Origin of the sequence: Streptomyces atratus (assembly GCF_040655115.1) — a bacterium.
Taxonomy (GTDB): domain Bacteria; phylum Actinomycetota; class Actinomycetes; order Streptomycetales; family Streptomycetaceae; genus Streptomyces; species Streptomyces atratus_D.
Genome location: NZ_JBFAJH010000006.1, coordinates 55,246 through 73,264 on the forward strand (window position 1 = coordinate 55,246; position 18,019 = coordinate 73,264).

Here is an 18,019-nt window from a genome sequence, read left to right on the forward strand (position 1 = left end):
ACAGCGATGGCTGAACACACCAGCTCGACCATCACGATCGAGGCGGCACCGGCCGACGTCATGGGCGTCATCGCCGACTTCGACCGGTACCCGGAGTGGACCGGTGAGGTCAAGGAGGCCGAGGTCCTCGCCAAGGACGACCAGGGCCGCGCCGAGAAGGTCCGGCTGGTCCTGGACGCCGGTGCGATCAAGGACGACCACACGCTCGCATACACCTGGACCGGCGACCACGAGGTCAGCTGGACCCTGGTCAAGTCCCAGATGCTGCGCGCCATCGACGGCTCCTACGCACTGGCCCCGCTCGGCGACGGCAGCCGCACCGAGGTCACCTACCGGCTGACCGTCGACGTCAAGATCCCGATGCTCGGCATGATCAAGCGCAAGGCGGAGAAGGTCATCATCGACCGCGCTCTGGCCGGTCTGAAGAAGCGCGTCGAGTCCATCCCGCGGGGCTGACCGGATGCGTACGGTCCTCGTCACCGGCCCCGGCGGCGCCGGCCGTACCACTGTCGCGGCGGCGACCGCACTGGCCGCGGCGCGCCGCGGCTGCCGCACGCTGCTGCTCTCCGCCGACGCCATACCCGGCTTTCCCACCGGCGCGGAACCCACCGAGGTCACCGAAGGACTCCGGTTCGCCCGCATCGACTCCGGCGAGCACTTCCGGACCGAACTTCTCGCCCTCCAGGACCAGGCGTCCTCCGTGCTCGACCTGCTCGGCGGGAACCGGCTCGACGGCGAGGAGCTGACCGAACTTCCCGGCAGCGCCCAGCTCGCCCTGCTGCACACCCTGCGCCGCGCCGCCCGGGGCGACTGGTCGCGAGAAGGCTACGACACTCTCGTCGTCGACCTGCCGCCGCTGCGCGAGGCCCTCGCCGTGCTCGCCCTGCCAGAACAGCTGCGCCGCTATCTGCGCCGCCTGCTGCCACCGGAACGCCAGGCCGCCCGCGCCCTGCGCCCGATGCTCGCCCAGCTCGCCGGCGTCCCGATGCCCGCCCAGTGGCTGTACGAGACCGCAGCCCGCCGGGACGCCGAGCTGGCCTCCGTCCAGACCCTGATCGAGGACCGCAGTACCACGGTCCGCCTCGTCGCCGAACCGGGACCCGCAGCCGAGGACGCCCTGCGCATCGCCCGCACCGGACTCGCCCTGCACGGACTGCGCGTCGACACGCTCACCGTCAACCGGGTGCTGCCCCGGCACTCCTCCGACCCCTGGTTCGCCGATCTCGCCACCCAGCAGGAGAAGTGCGTCGACCACTGGCACGGGGAGTGGGTGCCGGCCGCGTCCCTGTGCGAGGTGCCCCATCTCGGCCGGGACCCGCGGGGTCTCGACGACCTCGCCCTCCTCGACACATCGTCCCGGGCCTTTCCTTCGGATCGGGCCGGATCGGGGAGCGGGGTCTTCGCGGGCGACGGGCTCGCCGTCGAGCTGGACGACCGGCCGGGCGGACGCGCCCAGGACCCCTGGTGGATCGAGGACCCGAACGCCCCGGGCAGCCACGACGAGCTGCGGGACCCGCTCCGTGACAGACCGGACGCGACCGTCCCGGTGCGGCCGGCCGACGGGGCGGACGGCGACGGGGTCCTGGTCTGGTGCCTGCCGCTGCCCGGAGCCGTCAAGGAGGACCTGCAGCTGGTCCGGCGCGGCGACGAACTGCTCCTGACGGTCGGCCCGTTCCAGCGGATCGTGACGCTGGAGTCCGGGCTGCGCCGCTGCACCGTCTCAGGCGCCGCGCTGACGGACGGTGTGCTGCGGGTCCGGTTCAGGCCGGACCCCGGGCTGTGGCCGCGGACCTCCTGAACGGCGCACCACCGTTCGGGTAACGTCGGTAGTACGCGTCCCGTATGCGGCGGCGGACCACGCCCTCGCACGCGCGACGTCCGCAACCACGTCGCAGGAGTCCGCCATGAGCGAAGCCACCGATCGTCCCGTCGACGACGACGCGTGGGCCAAGGCCTGCGCCGAGGACCTGGAAGCCGAGAAGGCCCGACGTCGCGCCGAGTACGGCCCGCCCACCGGTTCCGCGGCCGAGGAGCTGCGCAAGCTGGTCGACGCCGTGGCCGACAAGGTCGCCTCCCTCCAGTCGCCGCTGTTCGGCGCCGCCGCCCAGGGCGCCGTACAGCAGGTGATCAATCAGGCGAAGGCCGCCGTCGAGCCCGTCATCGAGCGCAATCCGGACGTCTTGGACCACATCGCCGCGGCCGGCAGCGAACTCCTCGCCGCCTACCGCGCCGCCGTCGAGGGCCAGGAACGTCGCTGGACCCAGGACGCCACCGACCACGGCGGCGCCTCGAAGAAGGCCGGCGACCCCACCGACCCGCGCGACGACGACAGTGGGCCGGGCGAACACATCGACCTGGACTGACCGGCACCGATAGGGCGGGGAGCGGGGCTCGGGTACGGTTGGCCATAGCGGGGCTCGACCGAAACTGAGGGATTCATGGGACTCACCATCGGCGTCGATATCGGCGGCACGAAGATCGCGGCTGGAGTGGTCGACGAAGAGGGCCGGATCCTCTCTATGTTCAAGGTGCCGACCCCGCCGACGGCTGAAGGCATCGTGGACGCGATCGCGGCGGCGGTGTCCGGCGCCAGCGAGGGACACGAGATCGAAGCGGTCGGCATCGGCGCTGCCGGATATGTCGACGACAAGCGCGCCACCGTGCTGTTCGCGCCGAACATCAACTGGCGGCACGAGCCGCTGAAGGACAAGGTCGAGCAGCGCGTCGGCCTCCCCGTCGTCGTCGAGAACGACGCCAACGCGGCGGCCTGGGGCGAATACCGCTTCGGCGCCGGCCAGGGCCACGACGACGTCATCTGCATCACGCTCGGCACCGGCCTCGGCGGCGGCATCATCATCGGCAACAAACTGCGCCGCGGACGCTTCGGTGTGGCCGCCGAATTCGGTCACATCCGGGTCGTCCCGGACGGGCTGCTCTGCGGCTGCGGCAGTCAGGGCTGCTGGGAGCAGTACGCATCCGGGCGCGCGCTCGTCCGGTACGCGAAGCAGCGCGCCAACGCCACCCCGGAGAACGCCGCGGTGCTTCTCGCCCTGGGCGACGGCACGGTGGACGGCATCGAGGGCAAGCACATCAGCGCGGCCGCCCGGCAGGGCGACCCGGTGGCGATCGACTCGTTCCGCGAGCTGGCCCGCTGGGCCGGCGCCGGACTCGCCGACCTCGCCTCGCTCTTCGACCCGTCCGCGTTCATCGTCGGCGGCGGCGTCTCGGACGAGGGCGAGCTCGTCCTCGGCCCGATCCGCAAGTCGTTCCGGCGCTGGCTGATCGGCGGCGAGTGGCGACCGCACGCCCAGGTGCTCGCAGCCCAACTGGGTGGCAAGGCAGGCCTGGTGGGCGCGGCGGACCTGGCCCGTCAGGGCTGAGCCCACCACGTCACGTACAAAACCGGACGCCCGTCGCGCCCCCACCGGGAGCGGCGGGCGTCCGTCGTATGGTGGGCCGTATGGTCATGACGGAGCTGCCCGACTCCCGTACCGAGCCGGACGGTTCGGCCGTCATCAGAGTGCTCAGCTACAACATCCGGTCGATGCGCGACGACCGCGAGGCACTGGCCCGCGTCATCCGCGCCTGCGCACCCGATCTGGTCTTCGTCCAGGAGGCCCCGCGCTTCTTCCGCTGGCGCAAGCGTGCCGCCTGGCTCGCCGCCCACACCGACCTGGTGGTCCTCTCCGGCGGCGCCACCGCCGCCGGACCGCTGCTCCTGTGCTCGCTGCGCGCCACCGTGGAACGCACGGAGGACGTGCTGCTGCCGCGCACCCCCGGACTGCACCGCAGGGGCTTCGCCACGGCGGTGGTGCGGATCGCGGGCACCCGCATCGGCCTGCTGAGCTGCCATCTGAGCCTGCGCCACGAGGAGCGTGTGGTCCAGGCGGACCTGCTGCTCGACCGGCTGGACGCCATGCAGGTCGAGCACGTCATCGCGGCCGGCGACCTCAACGACGCACCGGAGGGGAAAGCCTTCCAGCTGCTGGCGGGGCGGCTCCAGGACAGCCGGTCCGTCCGGCCGTGGGGTGGCGAGCTCACCTTCCCGGCACACGATCCTCGCCTGCGCATCGATGCGGTCTTCGCGAGCAGAGGCATCGAGGTCCTCGGCTGCGGAGTCCCGTCGGGACTGCCCGGCGTCACGGAGCAGGACCTGCGCGCGGCCACCGACCATCTGCCGGTACTGGCCGCGCTCAGGGTGCCCGCCCTTTCCGCGCTCGCCTGAGGGCCGTCCCGTCATCTCCCGGCGGGCACACGACGACGGGTTGTGGCACCTCGTCGCGTCGCCGGAACGCCCGAATACGTCCCGTATGCGGAGGCCCCTCCGCCTTGCGATGCACCGCATTCGACGCCGCGCGCTGTCCCGCCAGGGATTACGGGACAGCCCGTGGCGGCGTCCGGCCCTGATCCGACCAGACACCCCAGCCGGCCTGATCCGGGGGGCCGGCTCAGACCACCGCGCCGCGCCCGGGGTCGTCGTCGTCCTCGTCGTCGTGCTGCATCCGCGCGACCAGGGTGACGAAGCCGCCCAGAAAACCTCCGATGCAGACCGTGGTCAGCCACCACGTCATCTCCCACCGCAGCAGCACGGCGAGCAGCATCAGCACCGGCCCGCCGACGACCGCGAGCCAGGCGAACTTCGCCGTGACATCGGCCTCCGGCAGTGGAGGCGGCTCCGGCGGGACGAAGTGTCCCTCGTCGCCGTCGTCCGCGTCGTCGCCGTCCGCCGGCTCCGCCACCTCGTAGTCGCGGGGACCGCCGACTCCGGGGGCGAAGACGACCGAGCTGCCGAGCGGCTTCTCCGGCGGCTTCTTCTTTTTGGTGCCCTTGTCCGGCTCCAGGATGTTGCGCTCACCGTCCTCCAGGAGCGCGAGACCCTCGATCGACTTGAACGGCTTGGCGCCCGGCGGGTCCGGCGGCTCCTCGCCGTAGCCCGCGACGATCGCCTCCCAGGCGGCGTCCTCGTCGAGCGCGTCACCCTGGCCCGGACCCCCGGGGACGTGTGGCGCACCCGCGCCGTTCTCGGGCACGGCCGTTCCCTCGGTGGGGCGCGGTTCGCGCTCCTCCTCGCTGCCCGCGCGCTCCGCGTCGTGCTCAGCCACCTGACGTGCTCCCCTTCTTTCCGACGCTCGGAGCGAGGCGGCCGATGAACGAGTAGCTCTCGTCGAAGATCCGCTCCGCATCGTGGTCCAACGTCGCCACGTGGTAGCTCTGTTCCAGCAGAATCTCCTCGACGTCCGTGGACGACACCCGGCTGAGGATCCGCGCCGAGTCGGCAGGGGGCACCACATGGTCCTGCGTGCTGTGCAGCAGCAGGAGCGGCTGGGTGACCTGCGGCAGCTCTCCGTCGACCAGCAGGAAGAGGTTCCGCAGGGAGTGCGCCGCGTGCAGCGGCACCCGGTCGTAGCCGATCTCGGTGGAGCCCTCCCGTGCGATGTCGTTCGCCACGCCCTTCGTGGACGGCAGCAGATGGCGGGCGACCGGCAGTGCGTACGCCGCCAGGCCGTGCACCTTGTTGCCCGGATTGACGAGCACCAGACCGCTGATCGCGTCCCCGTGCTTCGCCGCCAGCCGCAGCGACAGAGCACCGCCCATGGACAGCCCGAAGACGAAGACCTGACGGCACCGCTCCGACAGGGCCCGCAGCTCCCGGTCCACCTCCGCGTACCAGTCCTGCCAGCCCGTGAGCTGCATGTCCTCCCAGCGGGTGCCGTGCCCGGGCAGCAGCGGCAGCGCGACCGTGAGGCCGCGCTCCGCGAGATGTTCGGCCCAGGGGCGCAGCGACTGAGGGGAACCGGTGAATCCGTGACAGAGGAGGACGCCGACCTCTCCGCCCTCGTGGCGGAACGGCTCGGCTCCAGGAAGGACCGGCACCGGGGTCTCCTGTTCGTGAGGCTCGAAAGGGAGCGGAGGGGGAGTGCAAGAAGGATTACTTCACCGTACGCGACCGGACTGACACCGACCAGGGCCGTCACCGGTCACAGCCGTGCTTCGGCTCCGTGCCGGGCGGGAACGGCGGCAGCACCACGGGTTAAGGTCAGTGCGACAGCACACAGGAGGCACCCGAGTTGATCTACGGCGCAATGAAGTTCTCCATCGGCGGGTCATTGAAGCTCGCCTTCAGGCCGTGGGTGGAGGGCCTGGAGAACATCCCCGCTCAGGGGCCGGCGATCCTCGCGAGCAACCATCTCTCGTTCTCCGACTCCTTCTTCCTGCCGGCCGTCCTGGACCGCAAGGTCACCTTCATCGCCAAGTCCGAGTACTTCACGGCGCCCGGCGTGAAGGGCAAGCTGACAGCCGCCTTCTTCAAGGGCGTCGGCCAGCTCCCGGTGGACCGGTCGGGTGCTCGCGGTGCCGGTGAGGCGGCGATCAAGGCCGGTATCGAGGTCATCGAGAGCGGCGGGCTCTTCGGCATCTATCCGGAGGGCACCCGGTCGCCCGACGGCCGCCTCTACCGAGGCAAGCCCGGCGGCCTCGCCCGGGTGGCGCTCGCCACCGGGGCGCCCGTCATCCCCGTGGCGATGATCGACACGGAGAAGATCCAGCCGCCCGGTCAGGTGATCCCCAAGCTGATGCGCCCGGGCATCAGGATCGGCAAACCGCTCGACTTCAGCCGCTACCACGGCATGGAGGGCGACCGCTTCATTCTCCGCTCGGTCACCGACGAGGTGATGTACGAGATCATGAAGCTCTCCGGGCAGGAGTACGTCGACATCTACGCGACGGCGGCCAAGCGTCAGATCGCGGACGAGGCGAAGCGCCGCGCGGAGGAAGAGAAGCACGTGGGCAGAAAGCCCGGCACGGAAGGGTGACGGAAGGGCCGGCGCGTCACCGCGTCGGCGTCCGTCCGGGGGTGGGGGACATGGCCAGGCGCGAGCGGGTCGTACGGATGTCGGTCGAACAGCCGCTGTGGCGCGCGCTGGCCGCGTACCGGATTCTGACGATGGTCTACGCGATCCTGCTGGCCACTTTCGGCCGGGAGAAGTACGAGCGGCCCTGGGTGGCCGTCACCTTCCTGGCCGTCATGGCGGTCTGGACGTTCGCCACCCTCCCGAAGGTCGCGAACGCCGCGAGCTGCACCAAGCGGTTCCTCGGCGCCGACCTCGTCCTCGCCCTGGTCGGCATCCTGCTCACCCCGCTCGCCGACTTCGACGCCCAGCACCTCGACGGCCCGACCCTGCCGTCCATCTGGACCGCGGGCTCCGTCCTGGCGTTCGCGATCAAGGGCGGCTGGCGGTGGGCGGCGCTGGCCTCCACCTTCGTCGCCGTCGCCAACATCATCGAGCGCGGCGAACCCAACCGCGACACCTTCCACAACGTGCTGCTGGTCTGGGTCGCCTCCATCGCCATCGGGTACGTCGTCGAGGTCGCCCGCGCCAGTGAGCGCACCCTCGCCCGCGCCCTGGAGATCGAGGCGGCGACCCGGGAGAGGGAGCGGCTGGCCCGCGACATCCACGACAGCGTGCTCCAGGTCCTCGCGATGGTGCAGCGCCGCGGCACGGCGCTGGGCGGCGAGGCCGCCGAGCTGGGCCGGATGGCAGGGGAGCAGGAAGTCGCCCTGCGCACCCTTGTCTCCAGCGGCCTGGTGCCCACCACCCGGGTCTCCGAGGACACCTCCGAAGGAGCTGTGGTCCGTACGGTCGAGGTCGACGACCGGGAGGACGGCCCGTCCGGTGGGGCCGACTGCGATCTGCGCACCCTGCTCGCCTCGCGCGCCGGCTCCCGGGTCAGCTTCGCGGAGCCCGGTGCTCCCGTCCTGCTCGCCCCGGCGGCGGCGAAGGAACTCGCGGCCGCTGTCAGTGCCGCCCTGGACAATGTCAGGGTGCACGCCGGCCAGGACGCCCAGGCGTGGATCCTCGTCGAGGACTGGCCGGACGAGGTGATCGTCACGGTTCGGGACGACGGCCCCGGCATCCCCGAGGGGCGGTTGGCCCAGGCCGAGGGGGAAGGCCGGATGGGGGTCGCCCTGTCGATCCGGGGGCGGCTGCGCGACCTGGGTGGCACAGCAGAGTTGATTTCGGTGCCCGGCCAGGGCACCGAGGTCGAGTTGAAGGTTCCGAAGGTTTCACGGGGGAAGGCAGGATCCGGCCGATGAGTACGGAGAACACCACGAGCGCCGAGAGCGCGCCGAGTACCGAGCGGACCATCAGGGTGATGGTCGTCGACGACCATCCGATGTGGCGCGACGCCGTCGCCCGTGACCTCGCCGAGTCAGGGTTCGACGTGGTGGCGACCGCCGGTGACGGACCGCAGGCCGTGCGCCGGGCGAGGGCCGTCACTCCCGACGTCCTGGTCCTCGACCTGAATCTGCCGGGGATGCCCGGCGTCCAGGTCTGCAAGGAACTCGTCGGCTCACATCCGGGCCTGCGGGTCCTGGTGCTCTCGGCGAGCGGTGAGCACGCCGACGTACTGGAAGCGGTGAAGTCCGGCGCCACCGGCTATCTGCTGAAGTCGGCCAGTACGCAGGAGCTCACCGAGGCCGTGCGGAGCACCGCGGTCGGCGACCCGGTCTTCACCCCGGGCCTCGCCGGACTGGTGCTCGGCGAGTACCGCAGGCTGGCGTCGGAGCCCGCGCCCGTCGCGTCGGACGAGCCGAAGGCACCGCAGCTGACGGACCGGGAGACCGAGGTGCTGCGGCTTGTCGCCAAGGGACTCTCGTACAAGCAGATCGCCGAGCGGCTGGTCATCTCGCACCGTACCGTCCAGAACCATGTCCAGAACACCCTGGGCAAGCTCCAGTTGCACAACCGGGTGGAGCTCGTGCGGTATGCGATCGAGCGCGGGCTCGACGACGCCTGAAACGCATCGGCGCCGGAGGCCAACCACCTCGCATTGCACGGGAATTGACCTTCCGGTCCATCCCTGAGTGACCTGGATCGCGATTACTGTGATCGCCAGGAGCCGCGATGCGGTGTGGTACGTTGCGCGTCTGCTTCGGCAGCGGTCAGGGCTTGGCCGTCATGAGACCCCCAGGGGTCAAGTGAGAAGCCGCCTCGTTTTGCGAGGGGGAGGAGTCACGCGGGTCGGAGTACTGGCCTGGCTGGGGCGACTGGCCCCTCGACGCGGTTACTCGCGCCACCGTCCGCAAGGGTGTGCAGGAGTCGGCTACGGCTTCGCTGGCTCCCGGGACGGCTGGCGCGGACCGCTGGAGGGTGAGACCGTGCCCCCTCCCACCCCGGCGGTACGAGGTCGACGCGCTCGTCACCATCGGCGGCGAGGACACCCTCGGTGTGGCGGCGACCCTGTCCGACGAGTACGGCATCCCATGCGTCGGTGTGCCCAAGACCATCGACAACGACCTCTCCGCCACGGACTACACCTTCGGCTTCGACACCGCCGTCGGTATCGCCACCGAGGCGATCGACCGGCTGCACACCACCGCCGAGTCCCACATGCGGGTCCTCGTCGTCGAGGTGATGGGCCGCCACGCCGGCTGGATCGCGCTCCACTCCGGGCTGGCCGGCGGCGCGAACGTCATCCTCATCCCGGAGCATCGCTTCGACATCGACCAGGTCTGCGCCTGGGTCACCTCTCGTTTCAGAGCCAGCTATGCCCCGATCGTCGTGGTCGCCGAAGGCGCCATGCCTGCCGAGGGGGAGATGATCCGCAAGGACGAATCGCACGACTCCTTCGGACATGTCCGGCTCTCCGGGGCCGGCGAATGGCTGGCCAAGGAGATCGAGCGGCGGACCGGTAAGGAGGCCAGGACCACGGTCCTGGGCCATGTCCAGCGCGGCGGCACGCCCAGTGCCTTCGACCGGTGGCTGGCCACCCGCTTCGGGCTGCACGCCGTCGAAGCCGTCCGGGACGGCGACTACGGCGTGATGGTCGCCCTGCGCGGCACGGACATCGTGCGAGTGCCGATCGCCGATGCGACCGCCCGGCTCAAGACGGTCGATCCGGCGCTCTACGCGGAGGTCGGCGTCTTCTTCGGCTGAGTGCGAGCGGCGCACCAGGGATGCGGGCCGTATATTCGCGGCTACCCGGCCCGTAACTCTGCCGTTCTGGAGATGTCGTGGAAATTCTGGCATTCGGTGTGCAGCCCGACGAGAAGCCGCTGATCGAGAAGGCCTTCGCCGGACAGCACGAGGTCCGCTGCCTGGACGTATTCCTCAACAAGGACACCGCCCCCATCGCGGCGGGCTACGAGATCATCTCCACCAGCGTCAACGCCGACCTGGGCAGCGGCGTTCTGCGGACCCTCGCCGCGGGCGGTACGCAGATGATCGCCCAGCGCTCCACGGGCTTCAACAACATCGACCTCGATGTCGCCGAACGTCTCGCTCTGCGGGTCGCCCGGGTCTCGTACTACTCGCCGTACTCGGTCGCCGAATTCGCCTGGACGCTCGCCATGGCGCTCAACCGTCGCATCATCCGCGCCGCGAGCCGTACCCGCGACTTCGACTTCCGGCTCGACGGTCTCCTCGGCCGGGACATGCACGGCCGTACAGTCGGCGTGATCGGCACGGGCAAGATCGGCGAGGCCTTCACCCGTATCGCCCACGGCTTCGGGATGAAGCTGCTCGGCTGGGACGTGGCCGAGAACCCCGCCTGCACCGAACTCGGCATGACCTACGTCGAGAAGGAACAGCTCCTCGCCGAGTCCGACCTGATCAGCCTCCATGTCCCACTGCTGCCCGCGACCCACCACATCATCGGCAAGGACGCCCTGGCCGCGATGAAGGACGACGTGATCCTGATCAACTCCAGCCGTGGCGGACTGGTCGACACCTCGGCCCTGGTCACCGAACTGCGCGCGGGCCGCTTCACCGGTGTGGGACTCGATGTGTACGAGGCGGAGGCCGGGCTCTTCTTCCTCGACAAGTCCCTGGAGGGTGTCGACGACGACACCCTGGCCCGGCTCGTCACCTTCCCGAACGTCATCGTCACCTCGCACCAGGCGTATTACACGGAGGACGCCGTGGCGCAGATCATCGACGCCACCGCGCAGAACGTCGCCGACTACCTGGCCCGCCGCCGCAGCGACAACGTCCTCGTCCCCAGGCCTCACCAGGACTAGGGTCTTTCGTCGGATCAGGCCGGATCAGGGAGCGGCTCGAGCGAAGCCGAGAGCCTGGGGAAGACTGACGGCAACGCCGCAGATGTGCGTGCCATGGCATGCGGGCCCGGCACGATCCGAAAGAAAGGCCCCGAGGCCCCGGACCGCCTCGGCGGATTCCGGAGCCCCCGTCCGCGTCCGCGGTCAGCTGGGCACGGGCAGCCCCGCCAGCAGCTCGGCGACGATCGACGCGCCGCGCAGCGTCAGCACCGACTCCGGGTGGAACTGCACCGAGGCGAACCTGTTCCCACGCAGCGCGTGCAGCTCCCCGGTGGCCGCGTCCCGGCTCACCTCGATGGAGTGCGCGGCCAGCTCGGTGACCGTCTCGTCGTCGCAGCGCGCGGTGAAACTGTTGTAGAAACCGACTGTCTCCGGGCGCCCGAACAGCTCGATCCGGGTCTGCGCGCCCTGGTACGGCACGGTCTTGCGGACGATCTCCAGACCCAGCTCCGCCGCGATCAGTTCATGGCCCAGGCACACCCCCAGCAGTCCGTGCCGGTGCTCCCGCACCAGCTCCGCGGCGAACTCGCGCAGCAGCCGCATCTTCGGGTCGCCGGTGTCGGCCGGATTCCCGGGCCCGGGGCCCAGCACGACCGGGCCCGTGTGCTCCCGTACGGTCGCGCGCAGCCCCGGCTCGTCGTAACGGCGCACCGACACGTCAAGACCCGAGGCGCGCAGCAGATGCGCCAGCATCGCGGTGAAGGTGTCCTCCCCGTCGATCACCAGTGCGTGGCCGGAGAGCTCCTGCGTGCGCTCCTGCATCCGCAGCCAGAACGGCGCGAGCCCGTCCCGCCGGGCGTCCAGGGCGGCCCGCACCCGGGGGTCGCCGGCCAGGTTCGGACGCGCCTCCTCCGACCGGGGGCGTCCCGGCCGCACGCCCAGTGCGGTCAGTACCCCCGCCGCCTTCGCGTGGGTCTCGGCGACCTCGCCGTCCGGATCGGAGTGGCGTACGAGCGTCGCCCCGACCGGCACCCGCAGCCGTCCGTCGGCCGCGATGTCGGCGGTACGGATCAGGATCGGCGAGTCCAGGGTCTGCGCCCCGCCCGGTTCCTGCCGCAGCAGGGCCAGCGCGCCCGCGTAGTAGCCGCGGCCGCCGGGCTCGTACCGCTCGATGACCCGGCACGCGTTCTGCACCGGCGAGCCGGTGACGGTCGCGGCGAACATGGTCTCCTTCAGCACCTCCCGCACATCCAGCGAGGAGCGCCCGCGCAGCTCGTACTCGGTGTGCGCGAGATGCGCCATCTCCTTGAGCCGCGGCCCGATCACCACGCCGCCCATGTCACCGACGGTGCACATCATCTTCAGTTCCTCGTCGACCACCATGGAGAGCTCCTCGGTCTCCTTGCGGTCGCCGAGAAAGGTCAGCAGGCTCTCGGCGGTCGGTCCGTCGGCGGGGTAGCGGTACGTTCCGCTGATCGGGTTCATCACGACCGTCCGGCCGGACATCCGCACATGCACCTCCGGGCTGGCGCCGACCAGCGTCCTCTCCCCGGTGTGCACGACGAACGTCCAGTACGCACCCCGCTCACCGGCCAGCAGCCGACGGAACAGGGCCAGCGCGTCGGCCCGCCCGAAGCCCGGGATGTCGCCCTGGAAGGTCCGTCGGATGACGAAGTTCGCGCCCTCGCCCTGTCCGATCTCGTCCTCGATGACCCGCCGGACGATGCCGGCGTATTCCTCGTCGGGGACGTCGAAGGCGCCGCCCTCCACCCGTACGTCATGGGTGGGCAGCGCGGCGAGCACCTCGTCCAGCGGAAGCTCGTACGTCTCGTCCGCCACCAGCACGGACAGCGGCGTCCCGTCGTCACGCACGTCGAATCCGCGCTCGGCGATCTGCCGGAACGGCACCAGGGCGAGCGCGGGCCGCGGTCCGACCGGGAGACCGGCGAGCCGGTCCGCCGCCCGGACCCGGCCGATCAGCACCTCGACGATGTCGTGGTCGTGGCCGGGGGTGCGCCTGCGCAGCAGCGCGAACGGCGGGCAGTCGTCCTGGACCAGCCGGGCGAGGACGGGTGCGGTGCGACGAGGCATGGGGTGGTTCCTTCCGGATGGAGGAACGGCCCTGAAACGCAGAGAAGGCCGCCCCTCGGGCGGCCTTCGCGTGGTCTGTCGCGCGATGAATCAGTGGGCCGCCGGATGAGCGGTCCACCACCAGTTCTGGTGCGTCTGCGCGAACATGCTCCGAACCCTATCGGACGTCCGGTCCATCCGAGCGCGCGTCTCAACTGTTGAGCGTACGGATGGACGCCCCCCTGGACCCCGTAATGTTGTGGTTGTGACCGTGAACGCCAATACCTCCGTCGCCGGTGGCCACACCTGGCGAGACCTTCCCGCGGCGCAGCAGCCCGAGTACCCCGATGCCGAGGCTCTGCGCGATGTGCTCGCGGACCTCGCGTCGTATCCGCCGCTCGTCTTCGCGGGCGAGTGCGACCAGCTGCGCGCCCGCATGGGAGCCGTCGCCAAGGGCGAGGCGTTCCTGCTGCAGGGCGGCGACTGCGCCGAGGCTTTCGACGCCGTGTCGGCCGAGCACATCCGGGCCAAGCTGAAGACGCTGCTCCAGATGAGCGCCGTCCTGACCTACGCGGCCTCCGTGCCCGTCGTCAAGGTGGGCCGGATCGCCGGCCAGTACTCCAAGCCCCGCTCCAAGTCGACCGAGACCCGCGACGGCGTGACCCTGCCGACCTACCGCGGCGACTCCGTCAACGGCTTCGCCTTCACCGAGGAAGCCCGCGTCCCGGACCCGGAGCGGCTGAAGCGGATGTACCACGCATCCGCTTCCACGCTGAACCTGGTCCGCGCCTTCACCACCGGTGGGTACGCCGACCTGCGCCAGGTCCACGCCTGGAACCAGGACTTCGTGAAGTCGTCGCCGTCCGGCCAGCGCTACGAGGCGCTCGCCCGCGAGATCGACAACGCGCTGAATTTCATGAAGGCGTGCGGTACGGACCCGGCCGAGTTCAAGGCGGTCGAGTTCTACTCCTCGCACGAAGGGCTGCTGCTGGACTACGAGTCGGCGCTGACCCGCACCGACTCGCGCACCGGTGAGCTGTACGACACCTCCGGTCACATGGTCTGGATCGGTGAGCGCACCCGCCAGATGGACGGTGCGCACATCGAGTTCGCCTCGAAGATCCGCAACCCCATCGGCATCAAGCTCGGCCCGACGACCACCGTCGACGAGGCGCTCGGCTACATCGACCGCCTCGACCCGGACCGCGAGCCCGGCCGGCTGACCTTCATCGTCCGGATGGGCGCCGACAAGGTCCGCGACAAGCTCCCCGCACTGGTCGAGAAGGTCACCGCCTCCGGTGCGGTCGTCGCCTGGGTCACCGACCCGATGCACGGCAACACCTTCGAGGCGGCCTCCGGCCACAAGACCCGTCGCTTCGACGACGTCCTGGACGAGGTGAAGGGCTTCTTCGAGGTGCACAAGGGCCTCGGTACGCACCCGGGCGGCATCCACGTCGAGCTCACCGGTGACGACGTCACCGAGTGCGTCGGCGGCGGCCACGAGATCTTCGTGGACGACCTGCACCAGCGGTACGAGACGGCTTGCGACCCGCGGCTCAACCGCAGCCAGTCGCTGGACCTGGCGTTCCTGGTCGCCGAGATGTACCGGGACCAGTAGGCACCGTCACCGCAGGTGGCGCACGGACGACTGTGGGGCACGGATCGATGTGATCCGTGCCCCACAGGGCGTTCCGGGGCTTTTACGGGTCCGGGGCACCAGGTAAGGTTAGGTTAGCCTCACCGTTCAACGGGGTGGCATCCACGACCCAGCCCGCAGGGAGGTGAACCGCATGTACGTCTGCTCGTGTTTCGGCGTTACGGAGCAGCAGGTACAGGCACATGCGGACGCCGGGGCGTGCACCCCTCGCCAGATAGCCAACGCCTGCAAGGCGGGCACCGACTGCGGCGGTTGTGTCCGCCGGATTCAGGCGATGCTCGGCCGCGGCGCGTGCGCGCGCCAGGAACTGCTGGACCAGCGGCGGGCCCCCGGTGACGCCCCCGAGCAGAGCCCCTCGACCGCACCAGGTGCGGCCCTTGCCGATCCGGGCATCGCCTCCGGACGGGTCCCGGGCATCGGCCCCGGTCCGGTCCCGGGCATCCGGCTCCCCGACGCGGCCTGAGCCCGGCTTCGGGACTCAGCTCTCCGGCTGCTCGATCTGCTGCGCGATGTAGAGCGGCTCGCCGAGCTTCTCGATCAGTTCCAGCTGGGTGTCGAGGTAGTCGATGTGATTCTCCTCGTCCTCCAGGATCGATTCAAAGATATTTGCGGACGTGATGTCGCCCTTCCCGCGCATCAACTCGACACCGCGTTTCAGCCGATCGATCGCCTCCACCTCGACCTGGCGGTCGGCCTGAAACATCTCGGTGACCGTCTGGCCCACGCGTACGTGGAAGAGTCGCTGGTAGTTGGGGAGTCCATCGAGGAAGAGAATGCGGTCCGTCAGGGTCTCGGCGTGCTTCATCTCGTCGAACGACTCGGCCCGGGTGTACGTCGCCAGCTTCGTCCAGCCGAAGTTCTCCTGCATCTTTGCATGCAGGAAGTACTGATTGATGGCAGTCAATTCGGCGGTCAGCTGTTCGTTCAGGAACTCAAGGACCTCGGGGTCGCCCTGCATTGCAGAGGCTCCTTCCAACCGGTGAACTGGGCACGTTGGCCGCATCCTCGCACCGCACCCCCCGGCCGTCCAGTAAGTACATGCTTAGTACGAGTTGCCCGAATAGTCGCCACCCTGGTCATGACCACTCCTGCCTGTCTGTCACCATGGAGTCATGGGTCAGCCGGAAAGCCGGGAATACCGCGAATCAGAGCAGTCCGAGCTTCCGCCGGGTCAGCGACTGCAGCGCGGTTGGCCGGTTACCCACTACGGGCCCGTTCCCAAGTTCAAGCCCGACCGCTGGGAGTTCCGGGTCTTCGGGGCCACCGCGGACGGCGAGAAGCACTGCTGGAACCACCAGGAGTTCTCGGCCCTGCCGTTCTCCTCGGTCGTCGCCGATCTGCACTGCGTCACGAAATTCAGCATGCTCGGCGCCGAATGGGGCGGGGTCCTCGCCCGCACGATCCTGGAACTCGCGCCCCCCGCGCCCCAGGTCACGCATGTGATGGTCTGGGCCGAGTACGGATTCAGCTCGAACCTTCGGCTCGCCGACTTCACCTCGGACCGCACGCTTTTCGCCACCCACAAGGGCGGTGAGCTGCTCACCGCCGAGCACGGCTTCCCGCTGCGCCTTGTCGTGCCGCACCTGTACGCCTGGAAGGGGCCCAAGTGGGTCCGGGGTGTCGAGTACATGACGGCCGATCGACGGGGCTTCTGGGAGGAGCGCGGCTACCACAACATCGGCGACCCGTGGCGCGAGCAGCGTTACTCCTACCAGGAAGAGCCCGGGGAAGGCCCCGAGCTCTGACCTGACGGGTTCGTGCGGGACCGTCCTCAGTGGTGGTACCGGTGCACCACCGCGTGACCCTTGCCGCGGGCGATCATCCACTTGTTGACCGGTGTGGTGACGACGAAGGCGACGGCCAGCGACAGCGCGAGCGCTCCCCAGAAGAGTGCGTCGGCGAGCTGTGCGTCCATGGCGCCCGGCCACAGGGCGATCACGCCGTTGTCGATCAGCTCCATCACCGCGATGGAGAGGGTGTCCGCGGCGAGGGCGACGCGGAACGCGGTACGGACGTCGACGCCGGCCTTCAGGACCGAGCGCAGAGTCAGCGTGTAGCCGAAGAAGAACGCCAGGACGATCGCGAGGACCATGGTCCCCGCGTTGCTCCAGCCGAGCGCTGTGCCGATCACCATGCCGAGGATCTCGCCGATGGCGCATCCGGTGAGGCAGTGCAGTGTGGCGCGCGCGGCCATGGCCCAGCCGACCGGGGCGGGGGAGTGCGCCGCGTGACCGGTGTGACCGGCGTGAGCCGAGTGGTCCGCGTGGCCGTCGTCGTGGCCCTGTCCGTGGTGCTCGTGGTGCTGCTCGTCCTGCTGGTGCTCTTCGTCGCGCGTGCCGTGCTGCATGGCGATCCCCCAATGCCGGTAGCGGTTCCTGTCGACAACAGGAACCGTATACCCCCTAGGGGTATTCCTCAATGCGTTTCGCGGTCACCCCGGGTCACGCAGCCCCTTCAGTCGCGCCACGTCCGCCGCATGGCCTTCCTTGCCACCCGGCGTCTCGATGATCAACGGCACCCCCGCCGTCGCCGGATGCGAGAACAGCTCCCGGAACGGCTCCTCGCCGATGTGCCCGGCGCCGATGTTCTCGTGCCGGTCCTTGTTGGCTCCCACCACGTCCTTGGAGTCATTGGCGTGGATCAGTTTCAGCCGCCCCTCGCCGACCTTGTCCACCAGGAGGTCCAGGGTCTGCTTCATGCCCGCGGGGCCCGCCAGATCGTGGCCCGCCGCGTAGATGTGGCAGGTGTCGAGACAGATACCGAGCTTGGGGTGGGCGTCCAGTGCGTCGAAATACGGGCCGAAGTCCCAGGTCCGCGAGCAGAGCGAGAACCCCTGTCCGGCAGTCGACTCCAGCAGCAGGTACGGGTCGTCGTCATGCGTCAGCTCGTCGAGGAGCGGCCTCATGTGCGTGCGTACCTGCGCCAGGGCCTCCGCGCGCGGCCGGCCTCCGGTCGCCGAGCCGGTGTGCACCACGACTCCCAGGGCGCCGATCTCGCGGGCCCGGCGCAGGGAGTGGCGGAGCGAGTCCACGGACTTCTCCACGGTGGCCTCGGTGTGCGAGCCGAAATTGATCAGATACGGGGCGTGGACGTACGCCGGTATCGACTCGGCGGCACACTCGGCGCGGAACTGTTCGTCCTGCGCCGGGTTCCCGGTGGGCGTGGCCCAGCCGCGCGGATTGGCGACGAAGACCTGTACGGCCTCCGCTCCCATGTCGCGGGCGTAGGGCAGACCGACTTCGGCGAGGCCGCCGGCCACGGGGACATGGCCGCCGACGGGGTTGCGCATATGG

General features: G+C 70.0%; 19 protein-coding genes and 1 pseudogene. 13 read left to right on the plus strand and 7 right to left on the minus strand.

The window, feature by feature from the left end:
* Positions 1-6: 6 nt before the first annotated feature.
* The 5 genes from AB0I23_RS09810 to AB0I23_RS09830 all read left to right on the plus strand — a co-directional run bounded on the left by AB0I23_RS09810 (position 7) and on the right by AB0I23_RS09830 (position 4,225).
* The gene (locus AB0I23_RS09810) at positions 7-456 is read left to right on the plus strand and encodes an SRPBCC family protein (protein WP_037696983.1); all 450 of its coding nucleotides are present in this window, start codon (positions 7-9) and stop codon (positions 454-456) included.
* Between the two features lie 4 nt (positions 457-460).
* On the plus strand, positions 461-1,798 hold the full coding sequence (locus AB0I23_RS09815; RefSeq protein WP_359108534.1) for an ArsA family ATPase: 1,338 nt from the start codon (positions 461-463) through the stop codon (positions 1,796-1,798).
* Between the two features lie 106 nt (positions 1,799-1,904).
* Positions 1,905-2,363 (plus strand): DUF5304 domain-containing protein, encoded by a 459-nt coding sequence (locus tag AB0I23_RS09820; protein WP_359108536.1) that lies wholly within the window; start codon positions 1,905-1,907, stop codon positions 2,361-2,363.
* A gap of 75 nt (positions 2,364-2,438) precedes the next feature.
* The gene (locus AB0I23_RS09825; protein WP_345515662.1) at positions 2,439-3,380 is read left to right on the plus strand and encodes an ROK family glucokinase; all 942 of its coding nucleotides are present in this window, start codon (positions 2,439-2,441) and stop codon (positions 3,378-3,380) included.
* An 80-nt stretch (positions 3,381-3,460) separates the two neighbouring features.
* Positions 3,461-4,225 (plus strand): endonuclease/exonuclease/phosphatase family protein, encoded by a 765-nt coding sequence (locus tag AB0I23_RS09830; RefSeq protein ID WP_359108538.1) that lies wholly within the window; start codon positions 3,461-3,463, stop codon positions 4,223-4,225.
* Positions 4,226-4,448: 223 nt separating this feature from the next.
* Here the strand turns inward: AB0I23_RS09830 and AB0I23_RS09835 are convergent, their stop codons facing one another.
* Positions 4,449-5,102, minus strand: coding sequence for a hypothetical protein (locus AB0I23_RS09835; RefSeq protein ID WP_359108540.1), 654 nt, complete (start codon positions 5,100-5,102; stop codon positions 4,449-4,451).
* On the minus strand, positions 5,095-5,874 hold the full coding sequence (locus tag AB0I23_RS09840) for an alpha/beta hydrolase (RefSeq protein ID WP_359108542.1): 780 nt from the start codon (positions 5,872-5,874) through the stop codon (positions 5,095-5,097). Before AB0I23_RS09840 ends, AB0I23_RS09835 begins: the two co-directional genes overlap by 8 nt.
* A 194-nt stretch (positions 5,875-6,068) precedes the next feature.
* Between AB0I23_RS09840 and AB0I23_RS09845 the strand changes: the two genes are divergently transcribed.
* The 5 genes and pseudogenes from AB0I23_RS09845 (at position 6,069) to AB0I23_RS09865 (ending at position 11,020) form a co-directional block, all read left to right on the plus strand.
* Entirely contained in the window at positions 6,069-6,812 is a 744-nt protein-coding gene (locus tag AB0I23_RS09845; protein WP_359108544.1) for a lysophospholipid acyltransferase family protein, read from the plus strand.
* A 50-nt stretch (positions 6,813-6,862) separates the two neighbouring features.
* Complete coding sequence (macS, locus tag AB0I23_RS09850) at positions 6,863-8,095, plus strand: MacS family sensor histidine kinase (protein ID WP_359108546.1); 1,233 nt, start codon at positions 6,863-6,865, stop codon at positions 8,093-8,095.
* Entirely contained in the window at positions 8,092-8,799 is a 708-nt protein-coding gene (locus AB0I23_RS09855; protein WP_359108548.1) for a response regulator transcription factor, read from the plus strand. Before macS ends, AB0I23_RS09855 begins: the two co-directional genes overlap by 4 nt.
* Before the next feature lie 199 nt (positions 8,800-8,998).
* A pseudogene (locus AB0I23_RS09860) lies at positions 8,999-9,938 on the plus strand (ATP-dependent 6-phosphofructokinase).
* A gap of 77 nt (positions 9,939-10,015) precedes the next feature.
* The gene (locus tag AB0I23_RS09865; RefSeq protein WP_359108550.1) at positions 10,016-11,020 is read left to right on the plus strand and encodes a 2-hydroxyacid dehydrogenase; all 1,005 of its coding nucleotides are present in this window, start codon (positions 10,016-10,018) and stop codon (positions 11,018-11,020) included.
* 183 nt (positions 11,021-11,203) lie between these two features.
* Here AB0I23_RS09865 and AB0I23_RS09870 read toward each other — a convergent pair whose 3' ends face one another.
* Positions 11,204-13,090 (minus strand): anthranilate synthase family protein, encoded by a 1,887-nt coding sequence (locus tag AB0I23_RS09870; RefSeq protein ID WP_359108552.1) that lies wholly within the window; start codon positions 13,088-13,090, stop codon positions 11,204-11,206.
* A gap of 90 nt (positions 13,091-13,180) precedes the next feature.
* Positions 13,181-13,267: a trp operon leader peptide gene (locus tag AB0I23_RS09875; RefSeq protein WP_359108814.1), complete on the minus strand. Its 87-nt coding sequence runs from the start codon at positions 13,265-13,267 to the stop codon at positions 13,181-13,183.
* A gap of 73 nt (positions 13,268-13,340) precedes the next feature.
* Between AB0I23_RS09875 and AB0I23_RS09880 the strand changes: the two genes are divergently transcribed.
* Positions 13,341-14,687 carry a class II 3-deoxy-7-phosphoheptulonate synthase gene (locus AB0I23_RS09880; protein WP_359108554.1) on the plus strand — a complete coding sequence of 449 codons (1,347 nt, stop codon included), beginning with the start codon at positions 13,341-13,343 and terminating at the stop codon, positions 14,685-14,687.
* A gap of 172 nt (positions 14,688-14,859) precedes the next feature.
* Positions 14,860-15,189: a (2Fe-2S)-binding protein gene (locus AB0I23_RS09885; protein ID WP_359108555.1), complete on the plus strand. Its 330-nt coding sequence runs from the start codon at positions 14,860-14,862 to the stop codon at positions 15,187-15,189.
* A gap of 15 nt (positions 15,190-15,204) precedes the next feature.
* Here AB0I23_RS09885 and bfr read toward each other — a convergent pair whose 3' ends face one another.
* Positions 15,205-15,684 carry a bacterioferritin gene (gene bfr / locus AB0I23_RS09890; RefSeq protein ID WP_359108557.1) on the minus strand — a complete coding sequence of 160 codons (480 nt, stop codon included), beginning with the start codon at positions 15,682-15,684 and terminating at the stop codon, positions 15,205-15,207.
* 154 nt (positions 15,685-15,838) lie between these two features.
* On the opposite strand from bfr, the gene AB0I23_RS09895 reads away from it, so the two are divergent.
* Positions 15,839-16,471: a sulfite oxidase-like oxidoreductase gene (locus AB0I23_RS09895; protein WP_327246867.1), complete on the plus strand. Its 633-nt coding sequence runs from the start codon at positions 15,839-15,841 to the stop codon at positions 16,469-16,471.
* 26 nt (positions 16,472-16,497) lie between these two features.
* Here AB0I23_RS09895 and AB0I23_RS09900 read toward each other — a convergent pair whose 3' ends face one another.
* A complete protein-coding gene (locus tag AB0I23_RS09900) occupies positions 16,498-17,073 on the minus strand; it encodes a DUF4396 domain-containing protein (protein WP_436846907.1) in 576 nt (191 codons plus the stop codon).
* A gap of 84 nt (positions 17,074-17,157) precedes the next feature.
* A complete protein-coding gene (locus AB0I23_RS09905) occupies positions 17,158-18,015 on the minus strand; it encodes a deoxyribonuclease IV (RefSeq protein ID WP_359108559.1) in 858 nt (285 codons plus the stop codon).
* Between the last annotated feature and the right edge of the window lie 4 nt (positions 18,016-18,019).

Bases quoted from the DNA above. Each gene is read 5' to 3' on its own strand.
- AB0I23_RS09810 (WP_037696983.1), top strand. From the start codon at position 7: ATGGCTGAACACACCAGCTCGACCATCACGATCGAGGCGGCACCGGCC.
- AB0I23_RS09815 (WP_359108534.1), top strand. From the start codon at position 461: ATGCGTACGGTCCTCGTCACCGGCCCCGGCGGCGCCGGCCGTACCACT.
- AB0I23_RS09820 (WP_359108536.1), top strand. From the start codon at position 1,905: ATGAGCGAAGCCACCGATCGTCCCGTCGACGACGACGCGTGGGCCAAG.
- AB0I23_RS09825 (WP_345515662.1), top strand. From the start codon at position 2,439: ATGGGACTCACCATCGGCGTCGATATCGGCGGCACGAAGATCGCGGCT.
- AB0I23_RS09830 (WP_359108538.1), top strand. From the start codon at position 3,461: ATGGTCATGACGGAGCTGCCCGACTCCCGTACCGAGCCGGACGGTTCG.
- macS (WP_359108546.1), top strand. From the start codon at position 6,863: ATGGCCAGGCGCGAGCGGGTCGTACGGATGTCGGTCGAACAGCCGCTG.
- AB0I23_RS09855 (WP_359108548.1), top strand. From the start codon at position 8,092: ATGAGTACGGAGAACACCACGAGCGCCGAGAGCGCGCCGAGTACCGAG.
- AB0I23_RS09870 (WP_359108552.1), bottom strand. From the start codon at position 13,090: ATGCCTCGTCGCACCGCACCCGTCCTCGCCCGGCTGGTCCAGGACGAC.
- AB0I23_RS09875 (WP_359108814.1), bottom strand. From the start codon at position 13,267: ATGGACCGGACGTCCGATAGGGTTCGGAGCATGTTCGCGCAGACGCAC.
- AB0I23_RS09885 (WP_359108555.1), top strand. From the start codon at position 14,860: ATGTACGTCTGCTCGTGTTTCGGCGTTACGGAGCAGCAGGTACAGGCA.
- bfr (WP_359108557.1), bottom strand. From the start codon at position 15,684: ATGCAGGGCGACCCCGAGGTCCTTGAGTTCCTGAACGAACAGCTGACC.
- AB0I23_RS09895 (WP_327246867.1), top strand. From the start codon at position 15,839: ATGGGTCAGCCGGAAAGCCGGGAATACCGCGAATCAGAGCAGTCCGAG.
- AB0I23_RS09900 (WP_436846907.1), bottom strand. From the start codon at position 17,073: ATGCAGCACGGCACGCGCGACGAAGAGCACCAGCAGGACGAGCAGCAC.
- AB0I23_RS09905 (WP_359108559.1), bottom strand. From the start codon at position 18,015: ATGCGCAACCCCGTCGGCGGCCATGTCCCCGTGGCCGGCGGCCTCGCC.